The organism is Micromonospora sp. CNZ295 (genome assembly GCF_004217535.1).
In genome coordinates this window covers 1,658,177-1,675,250 of sequence record NZ_SHKZ01000001.1, presented here as the reverse complement: position 1 = coordinate 1,675,250, position 17,074 = coordinate 1,658,177, and the positions used below count along the sequence as shown (strand labels likewise).

The window sequence follows — 17,074 nt, the reverse complement described above, 5'->3', positions numbered from 1 at the left end:
CCTCAGTGCGGCGTTGACAAGGGCCCTTCCGCTGCCGCAGGCGTTGAGAAGGGACCCTTCCTTACCCCTCAGCCGATGAAGGGCGGGACCAGGATCTCGCCCTTCGCCACCGGCATCACCTGGCCGGCGACGGTCGCGCCGACCGCCGCCCCGCCCGCCGCGGTGACCGTGCAGGCCAGCGACGACGGCCGGTTGATCTCGATGCCCTGCCGGACCGCGTAGCTGGACCGCCCGTCGCCGGGCAGCAGGCCGCTGGCCACCAGCCAGACGCCGAGCCCGAGGGCGGCCGACCCGGTCGCCGGATCCTCCGGTACGCCGAGCCCGGGCACGAAGACCCGGGCGTGGGCGGTTTGCGAATCGGCGTCCCAGGAGAAGACGCTCACGTGCTCCACTCCGTACCGCTGCGCCGCCGCCGCGTTCACCCGCGCCCGCGCCACCGCGTCCCGCCGCACCGGCAGGTACGGGAACTCGAGGCCGCAGCCGGCGACCCGGGGCGGCGGCCCGACGTGGTCGTCGGCGGTGAGCCCGGCCATCTCCAGCAGCGGCCCCGGGTCCAGCTCCGGGCCGAGGGTGGGCAGGCCACCGGTCAGCGTCGCGCCGGTGGCCGTCACCTCGATCGGCAGCACGCCCGCGCCGCACTCCTGGGTGACCTGGCCGACGTCGAAGAGCCCACGCCGGCAGGCGGTGACCGCCGCGCCGACGCTCGGGTGCCCGGCGAACGGCAGTTCGTCGACGGGAGTGAAGATCCGCGCCCGGTAGGTGGCGCCGGCCTGCGTGGGCGGGAGCACGAACACGGTCTCGGAGAGGTTGAACTCGAGAGCGAGCGACTGCATCTGCTCGGTGGCCAGGCCGTCGGCACCGAACACCACCGCCAAGGGGTTACCGGCGAAGGGGCGGTCCGTGAACACGTCCACGATCTCGTAGGCCAGGGTCGACATGTTGATAAACACTAGGCGCTTAGGCTGGTGCGCGTGAGCACGCCGACCCGGGTCTACATCGCCCGTCTCGCCGGCGTCGCCGTCTACGACCCCAACGGCGACCAGGTGGGCCGGGTACGCGACGCGGTGGCCCGGCTGCGCGCCACGAAGCGCCCGCCGGAGGTCGTCGGTCTGGTCGCCGAGATGCCGATGCGGCGGCGGATCTTCCTCTCGATAAACCGGATCACCTCCCTCGACGCGGACGCGGTGGTGCTCGGCACCGGCACGCTCAACCTGCGCCGCTTCGAGAAGCGCCCCAACGAGCTGCTCGTGCTCCAGGAGCTGCTGGACCGGCGGGTGCAGATCGACCCGGGCGGGCAGGCGGGCACCGTGGTGGACGTGGCGATGGAGTCCTCCCGTGGCGAGTGGACGCTGTCCCGGGTCGCCGTCCGCGAGCACACCGGCCGGCTCACCCGCCGCGGCAACCTGCACCAGGTCGAGTGGGACCGGGTCCGCGGGCTGAGCGGGATCGCCGACAACCGGGGTACGGCCAACCTGCTCGCGGTGCTGGAGGACATGCGCCCCGCCGACCTGGCCAACGCCCTGCAGGATCTGCCCGACGAGCGGCGCAACGAGGTCGCGGCCGCCCTGGACGACGAGCGGCTCGCGGACGTGCTGAGCGAGCTGCCGGAGCGGGACCAGGTGGAGATCCTGGCCGCGCTGGGCCGGCAGCGCGCCGCCGACGTGCTGGAGCTGATGGACCCGGACGACGCCGCCGACCTGCTTGGCGAACTGCCGCCGCCGGAGCAGGACGTCCTGCTCGACCTGATGGAGCCGGACGAGGCCGACCCGGTGCGTCAGCTGCTCAAGTACCTGCCCGGCACGGCCGGCTCGGTGATGACCTCGGAGCCGGTGATCCTGCCGCCGGACGCCACGGTCGCCGAGGCGCTGGCCCGGGTCCGGGAGCCGCAGCTCTCCCCCGCGATAGCCGCCCAGGTGTTCGTGACCCGGGCGCCGATGACCACGCCGACCGGCCGGTACCTCGGCATGGTCCACTTCCAGCGGCTGCTCCGGGAACCGCCGGCCGACCTGCTGGGTGGCGTGGTCGTCAACGACATCGACCCGTTGCGCCCCGCCACCCCGCTGCCCGAGATCACCCGCCGGATGGCGACGTACGACCTGGTCGCCATGCCGGTGATCGACCGGAACAACCGGCTGGTGGGCGCCGTCACGGTCGACGACGTGCTGGACCACCTGCTGCCCCGCGACTGGCGCGAACGGGACGCCGCGCCGACCGGCCAGGCCGCCACCGACGAGCCGCCGGAGGCCGCGGATGGTTGAGCGGCGGCGGCCGGAGCGGCTGGACCAGCCGCGCGAGGCCCGGGGGCTCCAGCTGCCCCGGTTCGACCCGGAGGCCTTCGGCCGCTGGTCGGAGGCGATCGCGCGGGGGATGGGGACAGCCCACTTCATCGTCTACATGACGGTGGTCATCGCGACCTGGTTCCTCTGGAACACGCTCGCGCCCCCGGACCTGCGCTTCGACCCGTACACCTTCACGTTCCTGACCCTGGTGCTGTCGTTGCAGGCCAGCTACGCGGCGCCGCTGATCCTGCTGGCCCAGAACCGCCAGGCCGACCGGGACCGGCTCGCGATGGAGGAGGACCGGCGGCGGGCGACCGCGCAGAAGGCGGACACCGAGTACCTGACCCGGGAGATCGCCGCGCTCCGCAACGCGATGGGCGAGGTGGCGACCCGCGACTTCCTCCGCTCCGAGCTGGCCCGGCTCGCCCAGGAGTTGGACGACGCCGCCCAGCGCCGGCAGCGGCTGGAGCGCCGGGCGCAGGAGCGGACGGCCGGCGGAGACGGGCTGGACGAGCCCCGGGACGAGCTGGACAGCGACTACGCCCGGGACGGCCGCCCGGAGTCCGGGAAGTATTGAACGCCGCTTGCCTCAAGGGGCCAGGCGAGCGGCGTTCGCCTCGGATCGTCGCATTTCCGCCGGGTCCCGTCCAGCCCATCGATTCGCTCACACCGACCCCCGCCTGGGGCGGTGACGGATCACCGCCGACGTAGCATTGCGGGCATGTCAGCACCCGTCAGCACCGTCTCCGACGCGATCCAGGCCGCGCTGGCCACCGTCAACGACCCGGAGATCCGCCGGCCCATCACCGAGCTGGGCATGGTCCGCTCCGCGGCGGTCGGCGACGACGGCGTCGTCCGGGTCGAGTTGCTGCTCACCGTGGCCGGCTGTCCGTTGAAGGACAAGCTGCGGAGCGACATCACCGCCGCCGTGGGCGCGGTGCCCGGTGTGACCGGCGTGGCTGTCGAGTTCGGCGTGATGAGCCCCGAGCAGCGCCAGGAGCTGCAGGCGAAGCTCCGGGGCGGTGCCGCCGGCCAGGAGCCGGTGATCCCGTTCGCCCAGCCGGGGTCGCGCACCCGGGTGTACGCGGTGGCCAGCGGCAAGGGCGGCGTCGGCAAGTCCAGCGTGACGGTCAACCTGGCGGCGGCGCTGGCCGCCCGGGGGCTCTCCGTCGGCGTGGTCGACGCCGACATCTACGGCCACTCGGTGCCCCGGATGCTCGGCGCCGACGGTCGACCGACCCGCGTCGAGGACATGATCATGCCGCCGCAGTCGCACGGCGTGAAGGTCATCTCGATCGGCATGTTCACCTCCGGCAACGCCGCCGTGGTCTGGCGCGGCCCGATGCTGCACCGCGCGCTGCAGCAGTTCCTCGCCGACGTCTACTGGGGCGACCTGGACGTGCTCCTGCTCGACCTGCCGCCGGGCACCGGCGACGTGGCCATCTCGCTGGCCCAGCTGCTGCCCAACGCCGAGATCCTGGTGGTCACCACGCCGCAGGCCGCCGCCGCCGAGGTGGCGGAGCGGGCCGGCGCGATCGCGCTGCAGACCCACCAGCGGGTGGTCGGTGTGATCGAGAACATGTCGTGGCTGGAGCTGCCGGACGGTTCCCGGATGGAGGTCTTCGGGGCCGGTGGCGGGCAGACGGTCGCCGACTCGCTGACGCAGACGATCGGCGCGCAGGTGCCGCTGCTGGGTCAGATCCCGCTGGACACCCGGGTCCGCGAGGCCGGCGACGAGGGCAACCCGATCGTGCTGGCCGAGCCGGAGTCGGCCGCCGCCAAGGCACTGGGCCAGGTCGCGGACCGGCTCGCCGTCCGCCGCGAGTCGCTCCTCGGCAAGCCGCTGGGCCTCAAGCCCGCCGGCCGCTGACCACAACCCAAGATCCCGCACAGCAGAAAGAGTGGCCCTCCACGCGGGAGGGCCACTCTTCGCTGTCTGTGGGCGTACCGGTTCGGTCAGGTGGCGTCGTCGTAGCTGACGCGGGGGGCCGGGGCGGGTGAGGCGGTGGTGGTGGACGAGCGGCTCCCGTTCGAGCGGGGGTCGACGGCGGACGCGACGTCCTTCAGCTCGTCGTGCACGCCGGTGACGTCGGCACGCAGGTTGTCGTAGACGCCCTGCAGCGGCTTCCGGATCGCCGCCTCCTCCTCCTCGCTCAGCAGGTGCTTGCGGATGAACGCCTTCGGGTGCAGGTCCTCCAGCTTGATGTCGGTGCCCAGCTCCCGGCTGAGGTCCGTGGTGGCGTTGGTCGCCATCCGGCGCAGGTTGCGCACCATCCGCAGGCCGTCGTTGATGACCGTGGGCAGCCGGTCACCGAAGATCAGGAGCGCCAGGAGCAGCAGCGCACCGATCTCCCACCAGTTCAGGTTGTCGAACACTGCGCGGGCCTCCTCTCGGCGTCAGAGCAAGCCTACGCACGTCGTACGCCACCCCGGGAGGGGGTGACGGGCTCACTTCGCATCCGCGGCGAGCGTCACCGAGGTGTTCTGCCGGGCGGAACCCCGGCGGTACTCCACGGCCACCACGGATCCGGGTGCGAACTTGCGGACCAGGGCGATCAGGTCGGTCGGCTCGGTCATCGGCCGGCCGTTGAGCTTCAGGATCACGTCGCCGGCCTTCAGCCCAGCGCCGGCCGCCGGGCCGGACGGCTCCACCGAGGCCAGCCGGACGCCCGCTCCGGCACCCGCCCCCACACCGCCGACCTGGGCGCCGATCACCGTACGGCGGGCTTTGCCGGTGCCGATGATGTCCTGGGTGATCCGCTTGGCCTGATTGATCGGGATGGCGAAGGCGAGCCCGATGTTGCCGGCCTCCTGCCCGTCGGCGACCAGCGACTTGATCGTGGAGTTGACGCCGATCACCCGGCCCGCTCCGTCCACCAGGGGACCGCCGGAGTTTCCGTGGTTCACCGCCGCGTCGGTCTGGATCGCCGCGTAGTAGCGGGTCGGGCCGCCCGGCTCGCCCGCCTGCATGGTGCGGTCGAGCGCGCTGACGATGCCGGCGGTGACGGTGTTGGCCAGCGAGAGCGGCGAGCCGATGGCCAGCACCGGGTCGCCGACCGCGAGCGCGTCGGAGTCACCGAACTCCACCGGACGCAGACCGCTCTTGTTGGTGACCTTGATGACCGCGATGTCCGACTCCGGGTCCTGCCCCACGACGGTCGCCGGCGCCGAGCTGCCGTCGTTGAAGATGACCGAGGCCCGACCGGTCGCGCCCGCCACCACGTGGTCGTTCGTGATCACGTGGCCGTCGGCGGTGGCGATGAACCCGGAGCCCTCGCTCGTCCCACCGACGCTGGCCACCCGGACCGTCACCACGCTGGGCAGCACCCGCTCCGCCACGCCGGCCAGCGACTCCGGCTTGCGCTGGGCCAGCTCCGGCGGCTGCCCGGGGTTCGCGCCGAGCACGGGGCCGGCGCCGCCGCCCCGGATCGCGAACGCGTAGCCGAGGGCGCCGCCCAGCGCGCCGGCGAGCAGGGCGGTGATCAGCGGAATGAGCAGCAGGTCCCGCAGGGCGGGCCGGCCGGGGGCGTCCGGGTCGGTGACCGGCTCGGGTTCGGCGCCGGGAACCGGCCCGCCGGGCACGACGACGGCGGCCGGCGCTCCCGGGTCGCGCCACGGGTCGGCGAGCGCGTCGGACCACCAGGGCGAACCCGTGCCGCCCGGCCCGTGCGGCGGTGGGCCCGCCGGGGGGTACGCGGACGGCGGCGGGCCGGCCGCTCCGGGCCCCGTCCCGGGCTGGCGCCAGTCCCAGCCGTCGGTCACGTCGCTGCCTCCCACTCGTCCCCGGGCCATCCGCGCGACCCGCCCACGGCGGTTCGCGGTCGAACGGACACCGCTTCCAGGATTACACGGATGCCACCGGTGGAGTCACCGGTTGCCTCCGTGATCGTCAATGCCGGGACGCGCGGCTGCGCCCGCCGCACGTCGCCTCTAGGCTCACAGTGCCCACCCGCCCCTGTGTGACCACACGCGCCGCCCGGAGGTGCCCCATCGCCACGGTCGCCGGTTCCGGCCCCTCGACCCAGGCTCTGCAGTTCGCCGAGTCGTACGTGACCGAGGATCTCGTGCTGCGCACGGCCCGCGCCCTCGCCCGCGAGGTGGGCCTCGACGCGGTGACGCCCGGCGCCGGAGCGGCGCTGCGGCTGCTCGCCGCGGCGGGCAACGCGCGCGCCGTGGTGGAGATCGGCACCGGGACCGGGGTGAGCGGGGTCTGGCTGCTCCGCGGCATGCGTCCCGACGGGGTGCTGACCACCATCGACGTGGAGGTGGAGCACCAGCGCATCGCCCGGCGGATCTTCGCCGAGGCGGGTTTCCCGGCCGGCCGGACCCGGATCATCACCGGGCGGGCGCTGGACGTCCTGCCACGCCTCGCCGACGGGGCGTACGACCTGGTCTTCGTGGACGCCGAGTCGACGGGCTTCGCCGCCTGCGTGGACGCCGCCCAGCGACTGCTGCGCCCGGGCGGGGTGCTCGCCCTCAACGGCACGCTGGCCGGTGGCCGGATCGGCGACCCGGCCGCCCGGGACGTGGAGACGGTGACCATCCGGGAGACGGTCAAGGCGATCCGGGAGTCCGAGCACTGGATCCCCGCCCTGCTGCCGGTCGGGCACGGCCTGCTCGCCGCCGTCCGCTGCTGAGCCGCGCCGGGCCTCAGCCGAGCGTGGCCAGCCAGCGCAGCAGGGAGCGTACGCCCCAACCGGTGGCCCCCCTGGTCAGCTCCGCGTCGTCGCCGTCGGACCAGGACGGCGCCGACATGTCGACGTGCACCCACCGGTCCCGCAGCTCACCGGTGAACTCGCGCAGGTAGAGCGCCGCCACCACCGAGCCGGCGCCCCGGGTGGGCGCGCTGTAGAGGTCGGCGAGGTCGCTGCGCAGGTAGTCGACGTAGTCGGCGGGCAGCGGCATCCGCCACGCCGCCTCCCCGGCCGCCTCGATCGCGGCCAGCAGGTCCGCGGCGAGCCGGTCGTTCTCGCTGTAGAGGGCGCCGGTGCGCTTGCCGAGGGCCACCGCGTTCGCGCCGGTCAGGGTGGCCAGGTCGACCAGCACGTCGGGCCGCAGTTCGCGCACGGCGTACGCGATCGCGTCGGCCAGGACGAGCCGCCCCTCGGCGTCGGAGTTGGTGCTCTCGCTGGTCACGCCGCCGTAGTGGCGGATGACGTCGCCGGGGCGGTACGAGGCGCCGCTGACCATGTTCTCGGCGAGCGGGGCCAGGGTGGTGACCCGTACCGGCAGCCGCAGCGCGGCCACCCCCAGGGTCGCCGCGACCACGGCCGCCGCGCCGGCCATGTCCTTGCGCATGAGCTTCATCGCCGGCACCGGCTTGATGGAGATGCCGCCGGTGTCGAACGTGATCCCCTTGCCGACCAGCACCACGTGGGTACGCGCCCCGGCGGGCCGCCAGTCCAGCTCCACCAGGCGCGGGCCGCTGGCCGAGCCGGAGCCGACCGCCAGGATGCCGCCGAAGCCCTCGGCGGCCAGTTCCGCCGGCTCCCGGACCCGCAGGTGCAGGTCGGGGACGGCGGCCGAGGCGTCGGCGACCTGCTCGGCGAACCAGCGCGGATTCTTCACCGACGACGGCATGTTCACCAGGTCGCGGGCGAGCCGCGTCATCTCGGCGGTGGTGCGGGCCACCTCGACCGCCGCCGCCGACCCGGCCGGGTCGGCCACCAGAAGGTCGACCGCCCCCAGTGCGGGCGCGGCGTCGTCGGCGCCGAGCCGGAACCGGTAGGACGCCAGCAGCAGCCCCTCGACGAGCCCCCGGACGGCCGGGGCGGAAGCGTCGGCGGGCAGCGCGACTGTGATGTGGCTCTCATCCTTGGTCGCCCGGACGAGGGCGGCGCCGGCGGCCCGCCAGGCGTCCTCGTCGCCCGCACCGACGCCGAACGGAAGCAGCCGGCCCGGAACGCGGCCGGGCCGCACCTGCGTCCAGGTCTCGCCGGGAGTGCCGGTCAGCCGCGCCGCCGGCACCAGGGCGGCCAGCTCGTCGGCGACCCCGTCGGGCAGGGCCGAGGCGACGGGCACCGGCTCCGCCGGCGGCTCCGCGCCGGTGACCGGTCGAACGGGCAGAGCGAGGACGTCGAGCCGGTCGGGCTCGGCGAGCAGACGGATGGCGAGCACGCGGCGCCGTACCTCCAGGAAGAGCGTGCGGAGCGGCCTCCGCAGGACGTGAAGGCCCCTGAGCCACCGGCAGGCCGGTGGCTCAGGGGTGAATGGACCGTCCGCGCGACTGCGCGGAACGGGCCGTGATCAGCCGGCGGCTGCCTTCAGCGCGTCGCCGAGCGCGTTGGCCTCGTCGGGAGTCATCTCGACGACGAGCCGGCCACCGCCCTCCAGCGGGACGCGCATGACGATGCCCCGGCCCTCCTTGGTGACTTCCAGCGGACCGTCGCCCGTCCGCGGCTTCATCGCCGCCATGTTGTCTCCCCTCAGACCTGAACCAGGGTCGGTGGGTTGCCCCACAGCCACTTCGCCACGACCACCCGCAACCAGTGCGGGGGTGTCGACCAACGATTTTCCCTGATGAACACCGCCGGACCCAAACCGAGGCAGCATTGATGTAACAGCATCTAGCTTATCCTGAGAAGGCCTGTCACAATGTGCGGTCATGCAGGCACGGTCGGCACTCTTCGACCTGTACGGTGACTACCTCCGGCCCCGGGGTGGCCGGGCGCCGGTCGCCGCCCTGGTCAAGCTGCTGGCGCCACTCGGCATCGCACCGCCCGCGGTGCGGACGGCGGTCTCCCGAATGGTGCGCCAGGGCTGGCTCGAACCCCTCCGGATGGCCTCCGGACCGGGCTACGCGATCACACCGAAAGCCGCCCGCCGGTTGGACGAGGCGGCCGCGCGAATTTACCGCACCGGACGGATCACCTGGGACGGGCGGTTCGACCTGCTGGTCCTGGAGGCGCCGGCCTCCCGCCGCGAGCGGCAGCGCCTCGCCGCGAACCTGAGCTTCCTCGGCTACGGCACCCTCGACGAGTGCACCTGGGTGGCCACCCGCCCCGGGGAGGACGTCGACCTGCTCCTGGACGAGGCGGGCGTGCGCTACGAGCGGTTCACCGCCGCGCACACCGCCGGCACGCCGGGGGCGATGGGGGTCGTCCGCCGCGCCTGGGACCTGGCCGAGATCGGCCGGGCGTACGAGCAGTTCGTCGCCGAGCAGCGCCCGCAGCTGTCCGGCGTGACCGTGCGCAGCCCGGACGAGGAGGCGTACGCGGCCCGGTTCCGGCTCGTCCACGCGTGGCGTACCTTCCTCTTCCGGGACCCGCAGCTGCCCCCGGCGCTGCTCCCCGAGCGTTGGCCCGGCACCGCCGCGGCCAGCTTCTTCGACCGCCACGCGGCCCGGCTGCGGCCGGCCGCCGACCGGTACGTCGAGCACTGCCTCGACGCCGGCAACCGCATCGCCCGACAGAAGGGTCGTTGACACCGTGACCGAGCCCCTGCTCGTCGACCGCACCGACGCCGTCGTCACCCTGACGCTCAACCGGCCGACGGCCCTGAACGCGCTCGACGTGGCGCTCAAGGAGGCCCTCCGGGACACCCTCGCCGAGCTGGAGACCGACCGGAGCTGCCGGGCGGTGGTGCTGGCCGGGGCGGGCGGGTCGTTCAGCGCCGGGCAGGACCTGCGCGAGCACGTGCGGACCCTGGAGTCGACCGAGGGCAACCCGCTGGACACGGTCCGGGCGCACTACAACCCGATCGCCGCCCGGCTGGCGAACCTGCCCAAGCCGGTCGTCGCCGCCGTCCGGGGCATGGCCGCCGGCGCGGGCGCCTCGCTGGCCTTCCTCGCCGACATCCGCATCGGCGGGCCGTCCACCAGCTTCCTCATGGCCTTCGCCAAGGTTGGCCTCGCCGCCGACACGGGTGCCTCCTGGACGCTGCCCCGGCTGGTCGGCCACGCCAAGGCCGTCGAGCTGCTGATGCTGGCCGAGCCGGTGCGCGCCGAGGAGGCCTGCCAACTCGGGCTGCTCAACCGGCTGGTCGCCGACGACGAGGAGGTGCTGCCGGCCGCGCAGGAGCTGGCGGCGCGGCTCGCCGCCGGCCCGACCGTCGCGTACGGGGCGATCAAGCGACAGCTCTCCATCGCGGACGCGGGAACCCTCGCCGACGCCCTCGCGGCGGAGGCCCAGGCCCAGTCCATCTGCGGAGCCACCGACGACCACCGCAGGGCCACGATGGCCTTCGTCAACAAGCAGAAGCCGGTCTTCGAGGGCAGCTGACGCGGAGCGGAGCCGGTCCCGCGCCCGGACGGCGCGGCGGCCACCGGCGCCGGCTCAGTCGTCCTCCTCCGGATCCTGGTTGGCCTCCTCGCCGAGCACGAACGCCTGCATCGCCAACTCGTCACCGGACGGCGAGACGAAGGCGGGCAGCTCGCGCGGACCCAGCTCCTGCACGTAGGCCCAGAACAGCCGGACCGCCTCCGCCGGGGAGGCGGCCTCGATCGGCAGGTCGAGGCTGACCAGCCAGGTCCGCCGCGGCGGGGGCGGACCGAGCCGGTCGGCCAGCTCCCGGAACACCGCCGGATCCAGGGCGGTGACCGGCCCGTGCAGCGCCAGCGCGTCGGCCGCGACGGGCTCGTCGAAGACCCTTCGGGTGTACGCGACCACGAGCCGCGGCTCGACCCGCTCGGACAGCGGATCCTCCGGCACCTCCGGGCGCCGCTCGCCGGCGTCGGTGACCCGGCCCAGCGCGACCAGCCGCGGTGGCTCGTCGGCCAGCACCGCCACCCGGTCGCCGGGGCGCGGCCGGGGCCCGTCGGTGAGACCCGTCAGCTCCAGCGTGTCGTGGTGGACGAGCCGCTCGGCCTCGTACCGGCCGGGCGGCAGCCGGACGGCCCACGTGTCCGTGCCGTCAGCGTGGGTCGTCCGGTCGGCCCGGTATGCGGTGTCGCTCGTCATGCTTCCATCCCATCACGCCGCCACGGGCGCCGGCACGTGGCAGCCCGCGAGGTGGTCGTCGACCATTCCGGTGGCCTGCATCAGCGCGTACGCCGTGGTCGGGCCGACGAACCGGAAGCCGCGCTTCTTGAGCGCCTTCGCCATCGCGGTGGATTCCGCGGTCAGCGCCGGCACCTCCGCGAACGAGGCCGGGCGGGCCGGCCGGGGCGGCGGCGCGAAGGACCACAGCAGGGCGGAGAGCCCGTCCGGCAGCTCCAGGGCGGCGCGGGCGTTGGCGACCGCCGCCTCGATCTTGGCCCGGTTGCGCACGATGCCGGCGTCGGCGAGCAGCCGGGTGACGTCCGCCTCGGTGAAGGCCGCCACCGGCTCGATGCGGAACCCGTCGAAGGCCTGCCGGAAGGCCGGCCGCTTCCGGAGGATGGTCAGCCAGGACAGGCCGGACTGGAAGGCCTCCAGCGTCATCCGTTCGTAGAGGGCGTCGTCGCCGTGCAGCGGGCGGCCCCACTCCGTGTCGTGGTAGACGGCGTAGTCCGGGGTGCTCGCCCCCCAGGCACAGCGCGGCGCGCCGTCAGCGCCGATCACCAGGTCGGTCACGCGTCAACGCTAGGCGACGCGTCTGACACCGTTGCCTTGCGGCCCGGGGGCTGCCTATGGTGCTGCTACCGGCCGGTAGCAGTGCCGGCCGGCACCGGGACGGAGGCGGTCGGATGAAGGAGTTCCCGGACATCATCGCCTGGTCGATCCCGGCCTTCCTGCTGCTCGTCGTCCTGGAGCGGGTGTCGTACCTGCTGCACCGCGACGACGACGAGGTGGGCTACGCCGGGGCGGACACGGCGACCAGCCTCGCCATGGGGTTGGGCAGCGTCTTCACCGACCTGCTCTGGAAGATCCCGATCGCGGCCGCGTACGCCCTGCTCTACGCGCTCACCCCGCTCCGGGTCGCCGAGGTCTGGTGGACCTGGCCGCTGATCCTGCTCGCCCAGGACTTCTGCTACTACTGGTCCCACCGCGGGCACCACGTGATCCGTGTTCTGTGGGCCTCGCACGTCGTGCACCACTCGTCGCAGCGGTTCAACCTGTCCACCGCGCTGCGCCAGCCGTGGACCGGCGTGACCAGCTGGATCTTCTACATCCCGCTGATCCTCGCCGGGGTGCACCCGGCCGTGCTGGCGTTCGCCGGCTCGGTCAACCTGCTCTACCAGTTCTGGATCCACACCGAGCGGATCGACCGGCTGCCCCGCTGGTACGAGTTCGTGTTCAACACCCCCTCCCACCACCGGGTGCACCACGCCTCCCAGGGCAGCTACCTGGACCGCAACTTCGGCGGCATCCTGATCGTGTGGGACCGGCTCTTCGGCACGTTCGCGCCGGAGCGGGAGCGCTGCGTCTACGGCCTGACCAAGAACATCGCCACCTACAACCCGATCCGGGTGGCGTTCCACGAGTACGCGGCCATCGCCCGTGACGTACGCGCCGCCCGCGACTGGCGGCAGCGGGCCGGGCACCTGTTCCGCTCGCCGGGTTGGGAACCGGAGCCGGCCCTACCGGCGCCGTCCGCCGAGGGCGCACCACCACCGCCGGCGCCGGCGCCGATCACCTGACCGCCCGCCCGGGCGGCGTCCCCGGTGCCTCAGGGCAGGCGGCCCTGCTCCACCATCCGCCCGAAGCGCTTGAGAGCCTGGGTCAGGCCCACCTTCGAGCCGGGCCACAGCAGCGGCCACGCGATCCGCCCGGCCGTCCCGCCCGGCAGGTGGAACCACTCGTGCCAGACCACCTGCGTCCGGTCCCCGGCCAACGGGGTGCAGCGCAGCACCCCGGGGCCGCGCAGCAGCTTCCCGCAGTGCACCACACCGACCTCGTACGGGGCGTCCACCCGCACCACGCGCATCTCGTCGCGGAGCGCCGCCGGACCCACCGTCGTGACCGCCTCGATCCGGCTGCCCTCGCCGCCGTCGCCCTCGACCACCCGCACCCGGGTGAAGGGGATCCAGTCGGACTGCCGCTCCCAGGCGGTCAGCGCCGCGAAGACCCGCTCGGCGGGTGCCTTGACGATGACCGTCGCGGTCACCTCGGCGGCACCCGGCTGCGCCGCCTCACGCAGGTCGTCGGCGCCGTCGCCGGCCGTCACGCCGACTCCGAGCGCACCACCGGGCCGTGCTCGCTGACCGGGCCGGAGCCGTCCTCCACCCCGGACGCCTCGTCGCCCGGCCCGGCGGCTCCGCTCGACCGATCGGCCGGGGACCGGTCGGCACCGCCCGTCGCGTCGGCGTCGGCCGCACCGGGCGCCGCCGTGGCGTCGCCACCGGCCGGGTCCGTCGCCCCGTCGGGCGTGGCCGTGGCGTCGCCGGAGGTGGCCGGGCCGGCGGTCGGGCTCGCACCGTTCGCGACGGCACCGCCCGGCACGGCCGGCGTTCCCGCCTGGTCCGGGGCCTCGGCTCGGCTGTCGTCCGGACCGACGGCCTCCGGCCCGGCCGCCACATCGGACGCCGGCGGCTGCCCCCCGGCGGCCTGCTCGCGGGCGCGGCGCAGCGCGTCGGCATCGGCCGTACGCCCCTCGCGCAACGCGGCGATCTCCGCCTCCAGCACCCCGATCAGCTCCGACTTGTAGCCGATGTCGTACGCCGCCCGGCGCATCGCCTGGTCGACCTGGGCCATCCGGTACCCGCGCAGGGCCGTGTCGAACCGGACCTCCCCGACATCCGACTCGCGCAACGGCCGGGTGCCGGGCAGGGGCACCGCCTTGCCGTCCGGCTCGGCCGGCGCGAGACCGGGATCCCGACCCGTGACCAGCACGGTCACCCCGAAGACGACCGCCGCGACGGTCAGCGCAACGACCAGCAGGAGCAGAACCTGACCCATGCACAGATCGTGGCATGTCGAACGGACCTGGGCGACCCCACCACCCCGGGACGCCTCGTGAGCAGCCGGATCGGCACCGGTCGGGCCGGCCGCCGCGCCACCGGTTAGCGTCGTGATCGGCCACCCGGCCGGAACGGCCGGCGGCGGAGACCCTCGGGAGGCGGGATGACGGACACGCTGCGGCTCGGCGGGCGAACCTTCGGCCCCGGCGAGCTGGCCGTGATGGCGATCGTCAACCGCACGCCGGATTCGTTCTTCGACCGGGGGGCCACCTTCGCGCCGGACAGCGCGCTGCGCGCGGTGGAGCGCGCGGTCGGCGAGGGCGCCGACATCATCGACATCGGCGGGGTCAAGGCCGGCCCGGGGGCGCAGGTCGACGCGGCCGAGGAGATCCGCCGGACCGTCGACACCATCGCCGCGGTCCGGGCCGCCTTTCCCGACGTGGTCATCTCGATCGACACCTGGCGGTCCGAGGTGGCCGTCGAGGCGGTGGCGGCCGGCGCGGACCTGCTGAACGACACGTGGTCCGGCGCCGACCCGGCGCTGGCGCGGGTGGCGGCCGAGACCGGCGCCGGGCTGGTCTGCTCGCACGCGGGCGGACTCGCCCCACGGACCCGGCCGCACCGGGCGGCCTTCGACGACGTCGTGGCCGACGTCGTGACGACGGTGACCGGGCTCGCCGAGCGTGCGGTGGCCCTCGGCGTACGGCGGGACGGCATCCTGATCGACCCGGCCCACGACTTCGGCAAGAACACCCGCCACTCGCTGGAGATCACCCGTCGCTTGGACGAGCTGTCCGGCACCGGCTGGCCGCTGCTGGTCGCCCTGTCGAACAAGGACTTCGTCGGCGAGACCCTGGACCTTCCGGTCACCGACCGGCTCGACGGGACCCTCGCCGCCACCGCGATCTCGGCCTGGCTCGGCGCCCGGGTGTTCCGCGCCCACCAGGTCCGGCCCACCCGTCGGGTCCTGGACATGGTGGCCTCGATCCGGGGCGATCGGCCACCGGCGCTGACCCGGCGCGGCCTGGCCTGACCCGGCGCGGCCGGCCTGCCCGGGCCGGTGCGCGGCCGGCCTGCCCGGGCCGGTGCGCGGCCGGGTCAGGTCCAGCGCAGGATGTTCTTCCGCCAGGCGTAGAGGATGCCCAGCGCCAGGACCGCCACGAAGATCGCCATCTCGACGACCGTGACGAGACCGAAGCCGGGCCGGTCGAAGACCACCGCCCAGGGGAAGAGGAACACCGCCTCGACGGCGAAGAGCACATACAGGTACGCGTACACGTAGTACCGGATCTGGGCCTGGGCCCAGTCGCCGCCCACCGGATCGAGGCCGCACTCGTACGTGGTGCGCTTGCCCGCCGGTTCGGCGGGACGGGCGGGACGTAGCACCCGGTTGGCCGCGAACGCAGTACCGAAGAAGAGAAGGCTGGCGAGGAGCAGCAGCCCGAGCGTCGCGTACGAGCCCAGGTAACCGGTCACGGTGGCTCAGCCTACCGGTCCACCCCGCCGGACCGCACCGAACACGTTACGGATTCGTTTCTCCTGGGGACTAGTGCCTTCCAGCAACTATTGCCGACCATGGTTCCCTCACCCACTGTCACGGAGGACCTGATGGCCCGCGTGGACCAACCATCCGGACGCCGCCCGCGAGACCCGCGCACGGCGTACCGGCTGGCCGTTTCGCTGACGGCCGCGCTGACCGTCGCCGCGCCGCCCGGGCTGGCCACCGCCGCCCCGGTCCTGGGCGCCGTCGCCGTCACGGCCACCGACCCGGGTGAGCCGGGCGGAGGGGCGACCGAGCCGGGCGGGGGGACACCGACCGGCGACCCGACCTCGACCGAGCCAGCGCCGACCAGCCCACCGCCCACCGTGGCCGAGCCGACCAGCGAGCCACCCACCAGCGATCCGGCGCCCACGACCACCGGCCCCACGGTCCCGCCTCCGGCCACCACCGCACCGACCACCACGGTCCCCACCACGGCGGCCCCACCACCCCCGCCCCCGGTGGTGCACCCTCCGGCGCCAGGTGCGGCACCCGCACCGGGCGTCAGCGTCACCACCGGCGACGTCGTGCTGACCCCGGGGTACTGGAACCGGCGCTCGACCGCGGCCACCCTGCGGGTCACCGTCACCAACACCGGCACCGTCGCCGAGCGGATCCGGCTCGCCTACACCCTGCCGGACGGCATCACGGACGCCGGTACGAAGGGCTGCTCCGCCGCCGGTGGCCGGGACCACCGGTGCGGCGAGTGGGCGGCCGCGCCCGGCGCGCGGTTCAGCACCGAACTACGGCTCCGGGTCAGCGGCGACGCCTGGCGGGAGATGCCGCTCAACGGCGTCGTACGGGTGACCGCGAGCGCACCGGGCGCCAGCCCGGTCACCGACGACCAGGGCTTCGCCGTGCTCTTCCCGCCCGGCCCGCCGGCCGCCGGGATCCGGCTCGAGGCCGACGAGGTCGCGTTCGACGCCGGTGGCGCCGCGAACGGGCTCCGGGTACGGCTCGGCAACACCGGGCCGGTGGACGCGAGCGGCCGGATCGAGGTCGTCCTTCCGGCCGGGGTGACCGTACCGACGCTGCCGCCGGGCTGCGTCGCCGTCGACGCCACGCGCACCCGGTGCGAGGTCGGCACCGTGCCGGCCGGTCGTACGGCCGACCTGCGCCTGCCGGTGGCGGCCACGCCGGAGGCCCAGCGAAGCGCCCCGCTGGCCGGCGCGGTCGTCGGCAGGCTGGACCCGCGCAGTGGCCGGTCCCGGCAGGTCCAGATGAGTTTCCGCATCGTCGCCACCGCCGCCCTGGCCACTCCGGCAGCGGCGCCGCCCGGGCCGGTCGGCTCCCAGGAGGCGGTGCCCGTCGGCGCGCCGGACGCCACCGGCGTCGGCGCGGGTTCGGTGCAGCGCACCGCCGTCATCCTGATCGCCGTCTCCACGCTGCTGGTCGTGCTGGCGCTCACCCTCGCGACCACCTCGCTACGGCGACGCACGGCGGGGACGGCTGCCGACCCCGTGCCGCCGGTCAGCTTCGGCGACTGAAGGGTGCGTG

Annotated in this window: 19 protein-coding genes; 9 read left to right on the top strand and 10 right to left on the bottom strand. The window is 74.4% G+C overall.

All coding sequences use genetic code 11. The features are described 5' to 3' along the window. Window positions 1-68: 68 nt before the first annotated feature. Window positions 69-938, bottom strand: coding sequence for a PhzF family phenazine biosynthesis protein (locus EV376_RS08030; protein WP_130321496.1), 870 nt, complete (start codon window positions 936-938; stop codon window positions 69-71). Window positions 939-971: 33 nt separating this feature from the next. Here EV376_RS08030 and EV376_RS08025 point away from each other — a divergent pair, with 33 nt between their 5' ends. The 3 genes from EV376_RS08025 to EV376_RS08015 all read left to right on the top strand — a co-directional run bounded on the left by EV376_RS08025 (window position 972) and on the right by EV376_RS08015 (window position 4,149). Continuing rightward, entirely contained in the window at window positions 972-2,258 is a 1,287-nt protein-coding gene (locus EV376_RS08025) for a magnesium transporter MgtE N-terminal domain-containing protein (RefSeq protein WP_130321495.1), read from the top strand. Beyond that, on the top strand, window positions 2,251-2,856 hold the full coding sequence (locus tag EV376_RS08020; RefSeq protein ID WP_130321494.1) for a DUF1003 domain-containing protein: 606 nt from the start codon (window positions 2,251-2,253) through the stop codon (window positions 2,854-2,856). Before EV376_RS08025 ends, EV376_RS08020 begins: the two co-directional genes overlap by 8 nt. Window positions 2,857-3,000: 144 nt before the next feature. Further along, on the top strand, window positions 3,001-4,149 hold the full coding sequence (locus tag EV376_RS08015; RefSeq protein WP_130321493.1) for an Mrp/NBP35 family ATP-binding protein: 1,149 nt from the start codon (window positions 3,001-3,003) through the stop codon (window positions 4,147-4,149). A gap of 86 nt (window positions 4,150-4,235) precedes the next feature. Here EV376_RS08015 and EV376_RS08010 read toward each other — a convergent pair whose 3' ends face one another. Together EV376_RS08010 and EV376_RS08005 are read right to left on the bottom strand one after the other, a co-directional pair. Then, window positions 4,236-4,655 carry a twin-arginine translocase TatA/TatE family subunit gene (locus EV376_RS08010; protein ID WP_130321492.1) on the bottom strand — a complete coding sequence of 140 codons (420 nt, stop codon included), beginning with the start codon at window positions 4,653-4,655 and terminating at the stop codon, window positions 4,236-4,238. A gap of 72 nt (window positions 4,656-4,727) precedes the next feature. Continuing rightward, entirely contained in the window at window positions 4,728-6,041 is a 1,314-nt protein-coding gene (locus EV376_RS08005; protein ID WP_130321491.1) for a trypsin-like peptidase domain-containing protein, read from the bottom strand. A 287-nt stretch (window positions 6,042-6,328) separates the two neighbouring features. Here EV376_RS08005 and EV376_RS08000 point away from each other — a divergent pair, with 287 nt between their 5' ends. After that, complete coding sequence (locus EV376_RS08000; protein ID WP_130328570.1) at window positions 6,329-6,916, top strand: O-methyltransferase; 588 nt, start codon at window positions 6,329-6,331, stop codon at window positions 6,914-6,916. 13 nt (window positions 6,917-6,929) lie between these two features. Here EV376_RS08000 and EV376_RS07995 read toward each other — a convergent pair whose 3' ends face one another. Continuing rightward, window positions 6,930-8,396 (bottom strand): M17 family metallopeptidase, encoded by a 1,467-nt coding sequence (locus tag EV376_RS07995; protein WP_130321490.1) that lies wholly within the window; start codon window positions 8,394-8,396, stop codon window positions 6,930-6,932. Between the two features lie 129 nt (window positions 8,397-8,525). Beyond that, window positions 8,526-8,693 (bottom strand): DUF3117 domain-containing protein, encoded by a 168-nt coding sequence (locus EV376_RS07990; RefSeq protein WP_007455245.1) that lies wholly within the window; start codon window positions 8,691-8,693, stop codon window positions 8,526-8,528. 190 nt (window positions 8,694-8,883) lie between these two features. Between EV376_RS07990 and EV376_RS07985 the strand changes: the two genes are divergently transcribed. Together EV376_RS07985 and EV376_RS07980 are read left to right on the top strand one after the other, a co-directional pair. Then, a complete protein-coding gene (locus EV376_RS07985) occupies window positions 8,884-9,702 on the top strand; it encodes a PaaX family transcriptional regulator C-terminal domain-containing protein (RefSeq protein WP_130321489.1) in 819 nt (272 codons plus the stop codon). A gap of 4 nt (window positions 9,703-9,706) precedes the next feature. Next, window positions 9,707-10,498, top strand: a complete 792-nt coding sequence (locus tag EV376_RS07980; protein WP_130321488.1) for an enoyl-CoA hydratase-related protein — start codon at window positions 9,707-9,709, stop codon at window positions 10,496-10,498. 54 nt (window positions 10,499-10,552) lie between these two features. Here EV376_RS07980 and EV376_RS07975 read toward each other — a convergent pair whose 3' ends face one another. Both EV376_RS07975 and EV376_RS07970 read right to left on the bottom strand, forming a co-directional pair. After that, window positions 10,553-11,176 (bottom strand): hypothetical protein, encoded by a 624-nt coding sequence (locus EV376_RS07975; RefSeq protein WP_130321487.1) that lies wholly within the window; start codon window positions 11,174-11,176, stop codon window positions 10,553-10,555. Window positions 11,177-11,188: 12 nt separating this feature from the next. Continuing rightward, window positions 11,189-11,770 (bottom strand): DNA-3-methyladenine glycosylase I, encoded by a 582-nt coding sequence (locus EV376_RS07970; RefSeq protein WP_130321486.1) that lies wholly within the window; start codon window positions 11,768-11,770, stop codon window positions 11,189-11,191. A gap of 113 nt (window positions 11,771-11,883) precedes the next feature. Between EV376_RS07970 and EV376_RS07965 the strand changes: the two genes are divergently transcribed. Beyond that, a complete protein-coding gene (locus EV376_RS07965) occupies window positions 11,884-12,777 on the top strand; it encodes a sterol desaturase family protein (protein WP_130321485.1) in 894 nt (297 codons plus the stop codon). A 29-nt stretch (window positions 12,778-12,806) separates the two neighbouring features. On the opposite strand, the gene EV376_RS07960 is transcribed toward EV376_RS07965, so the two are convergent. Continuing rightward, window positions 12,807-13,304 (bottom strand): SRPBCC family protein, encoded by a 498-nt coding sequence (locus EV376_RS07960; RefSeq protein ID WP_130321484.1) that lies wholly within the window; start codon window positions 13,302-13,304, stop codon window positions 12,807-12,809. Further along, window positions 13,301-14,035 (bottom strand): DivIVA domain-containing protein, encoded by a 735-nt coding sequence (locus EV376_RS30770; protein ID WP_486482554.1) that lies wholly within the window; start codon window positions 14,033-14,035, stop codon window positions 13,301-13,303. The genes EV376_RS07960 and EV376_RS30770 overlap by 4 nt, the downstream gene beginning before the upstream one ends. Window positions 14,036-14,200: 165 nt before the next feature. Between EV376_RS30770 and folP the strand changes: the two genes are divergently transcribed. Next, a complete protein-coding gene (folP, locus tag EV376_RS07950; protein WP_130321483.1) occupies window positions 14,201-15,070 on the top strand; it encodes a dihydropteroate synthase in 870 nt (289 codons plus the stop codon). Window positions 15,071-15,135: 65 nt separating this feature from the next. Here the strand turns inward: folP and ndhC are convergent, their stop codons facing one another. Beyond that, window positions 15,136-15,513 (bottom strand): NADH-quinone oxidoreductase subunit A, encoded by a 378-nt coding sequence (ndhC, locus tag EV376_RS07945; RefSeq protein WP_130321482.1) that lies wholly within the window; start codon window positions 15,511-15,513, stop codon window positions 15,136-15,138. A gap of 132 nt (window positions 15,514-15,645) precedes the next feature. Between ndhC and EV376_RS07940 the strand changes: the two genes are divergently transcribed. After that, entirely contained in the window at window positions 15,646-17,064 is a 1,419-nt protein-coding gene (locus tag EV376_RS07940; protein WP_130321481.1) for a hypothetical protein, read from the top strand. The last annotated feature ends 10 nt before the right edge of the window (window positions 17,065-17,074 follow it).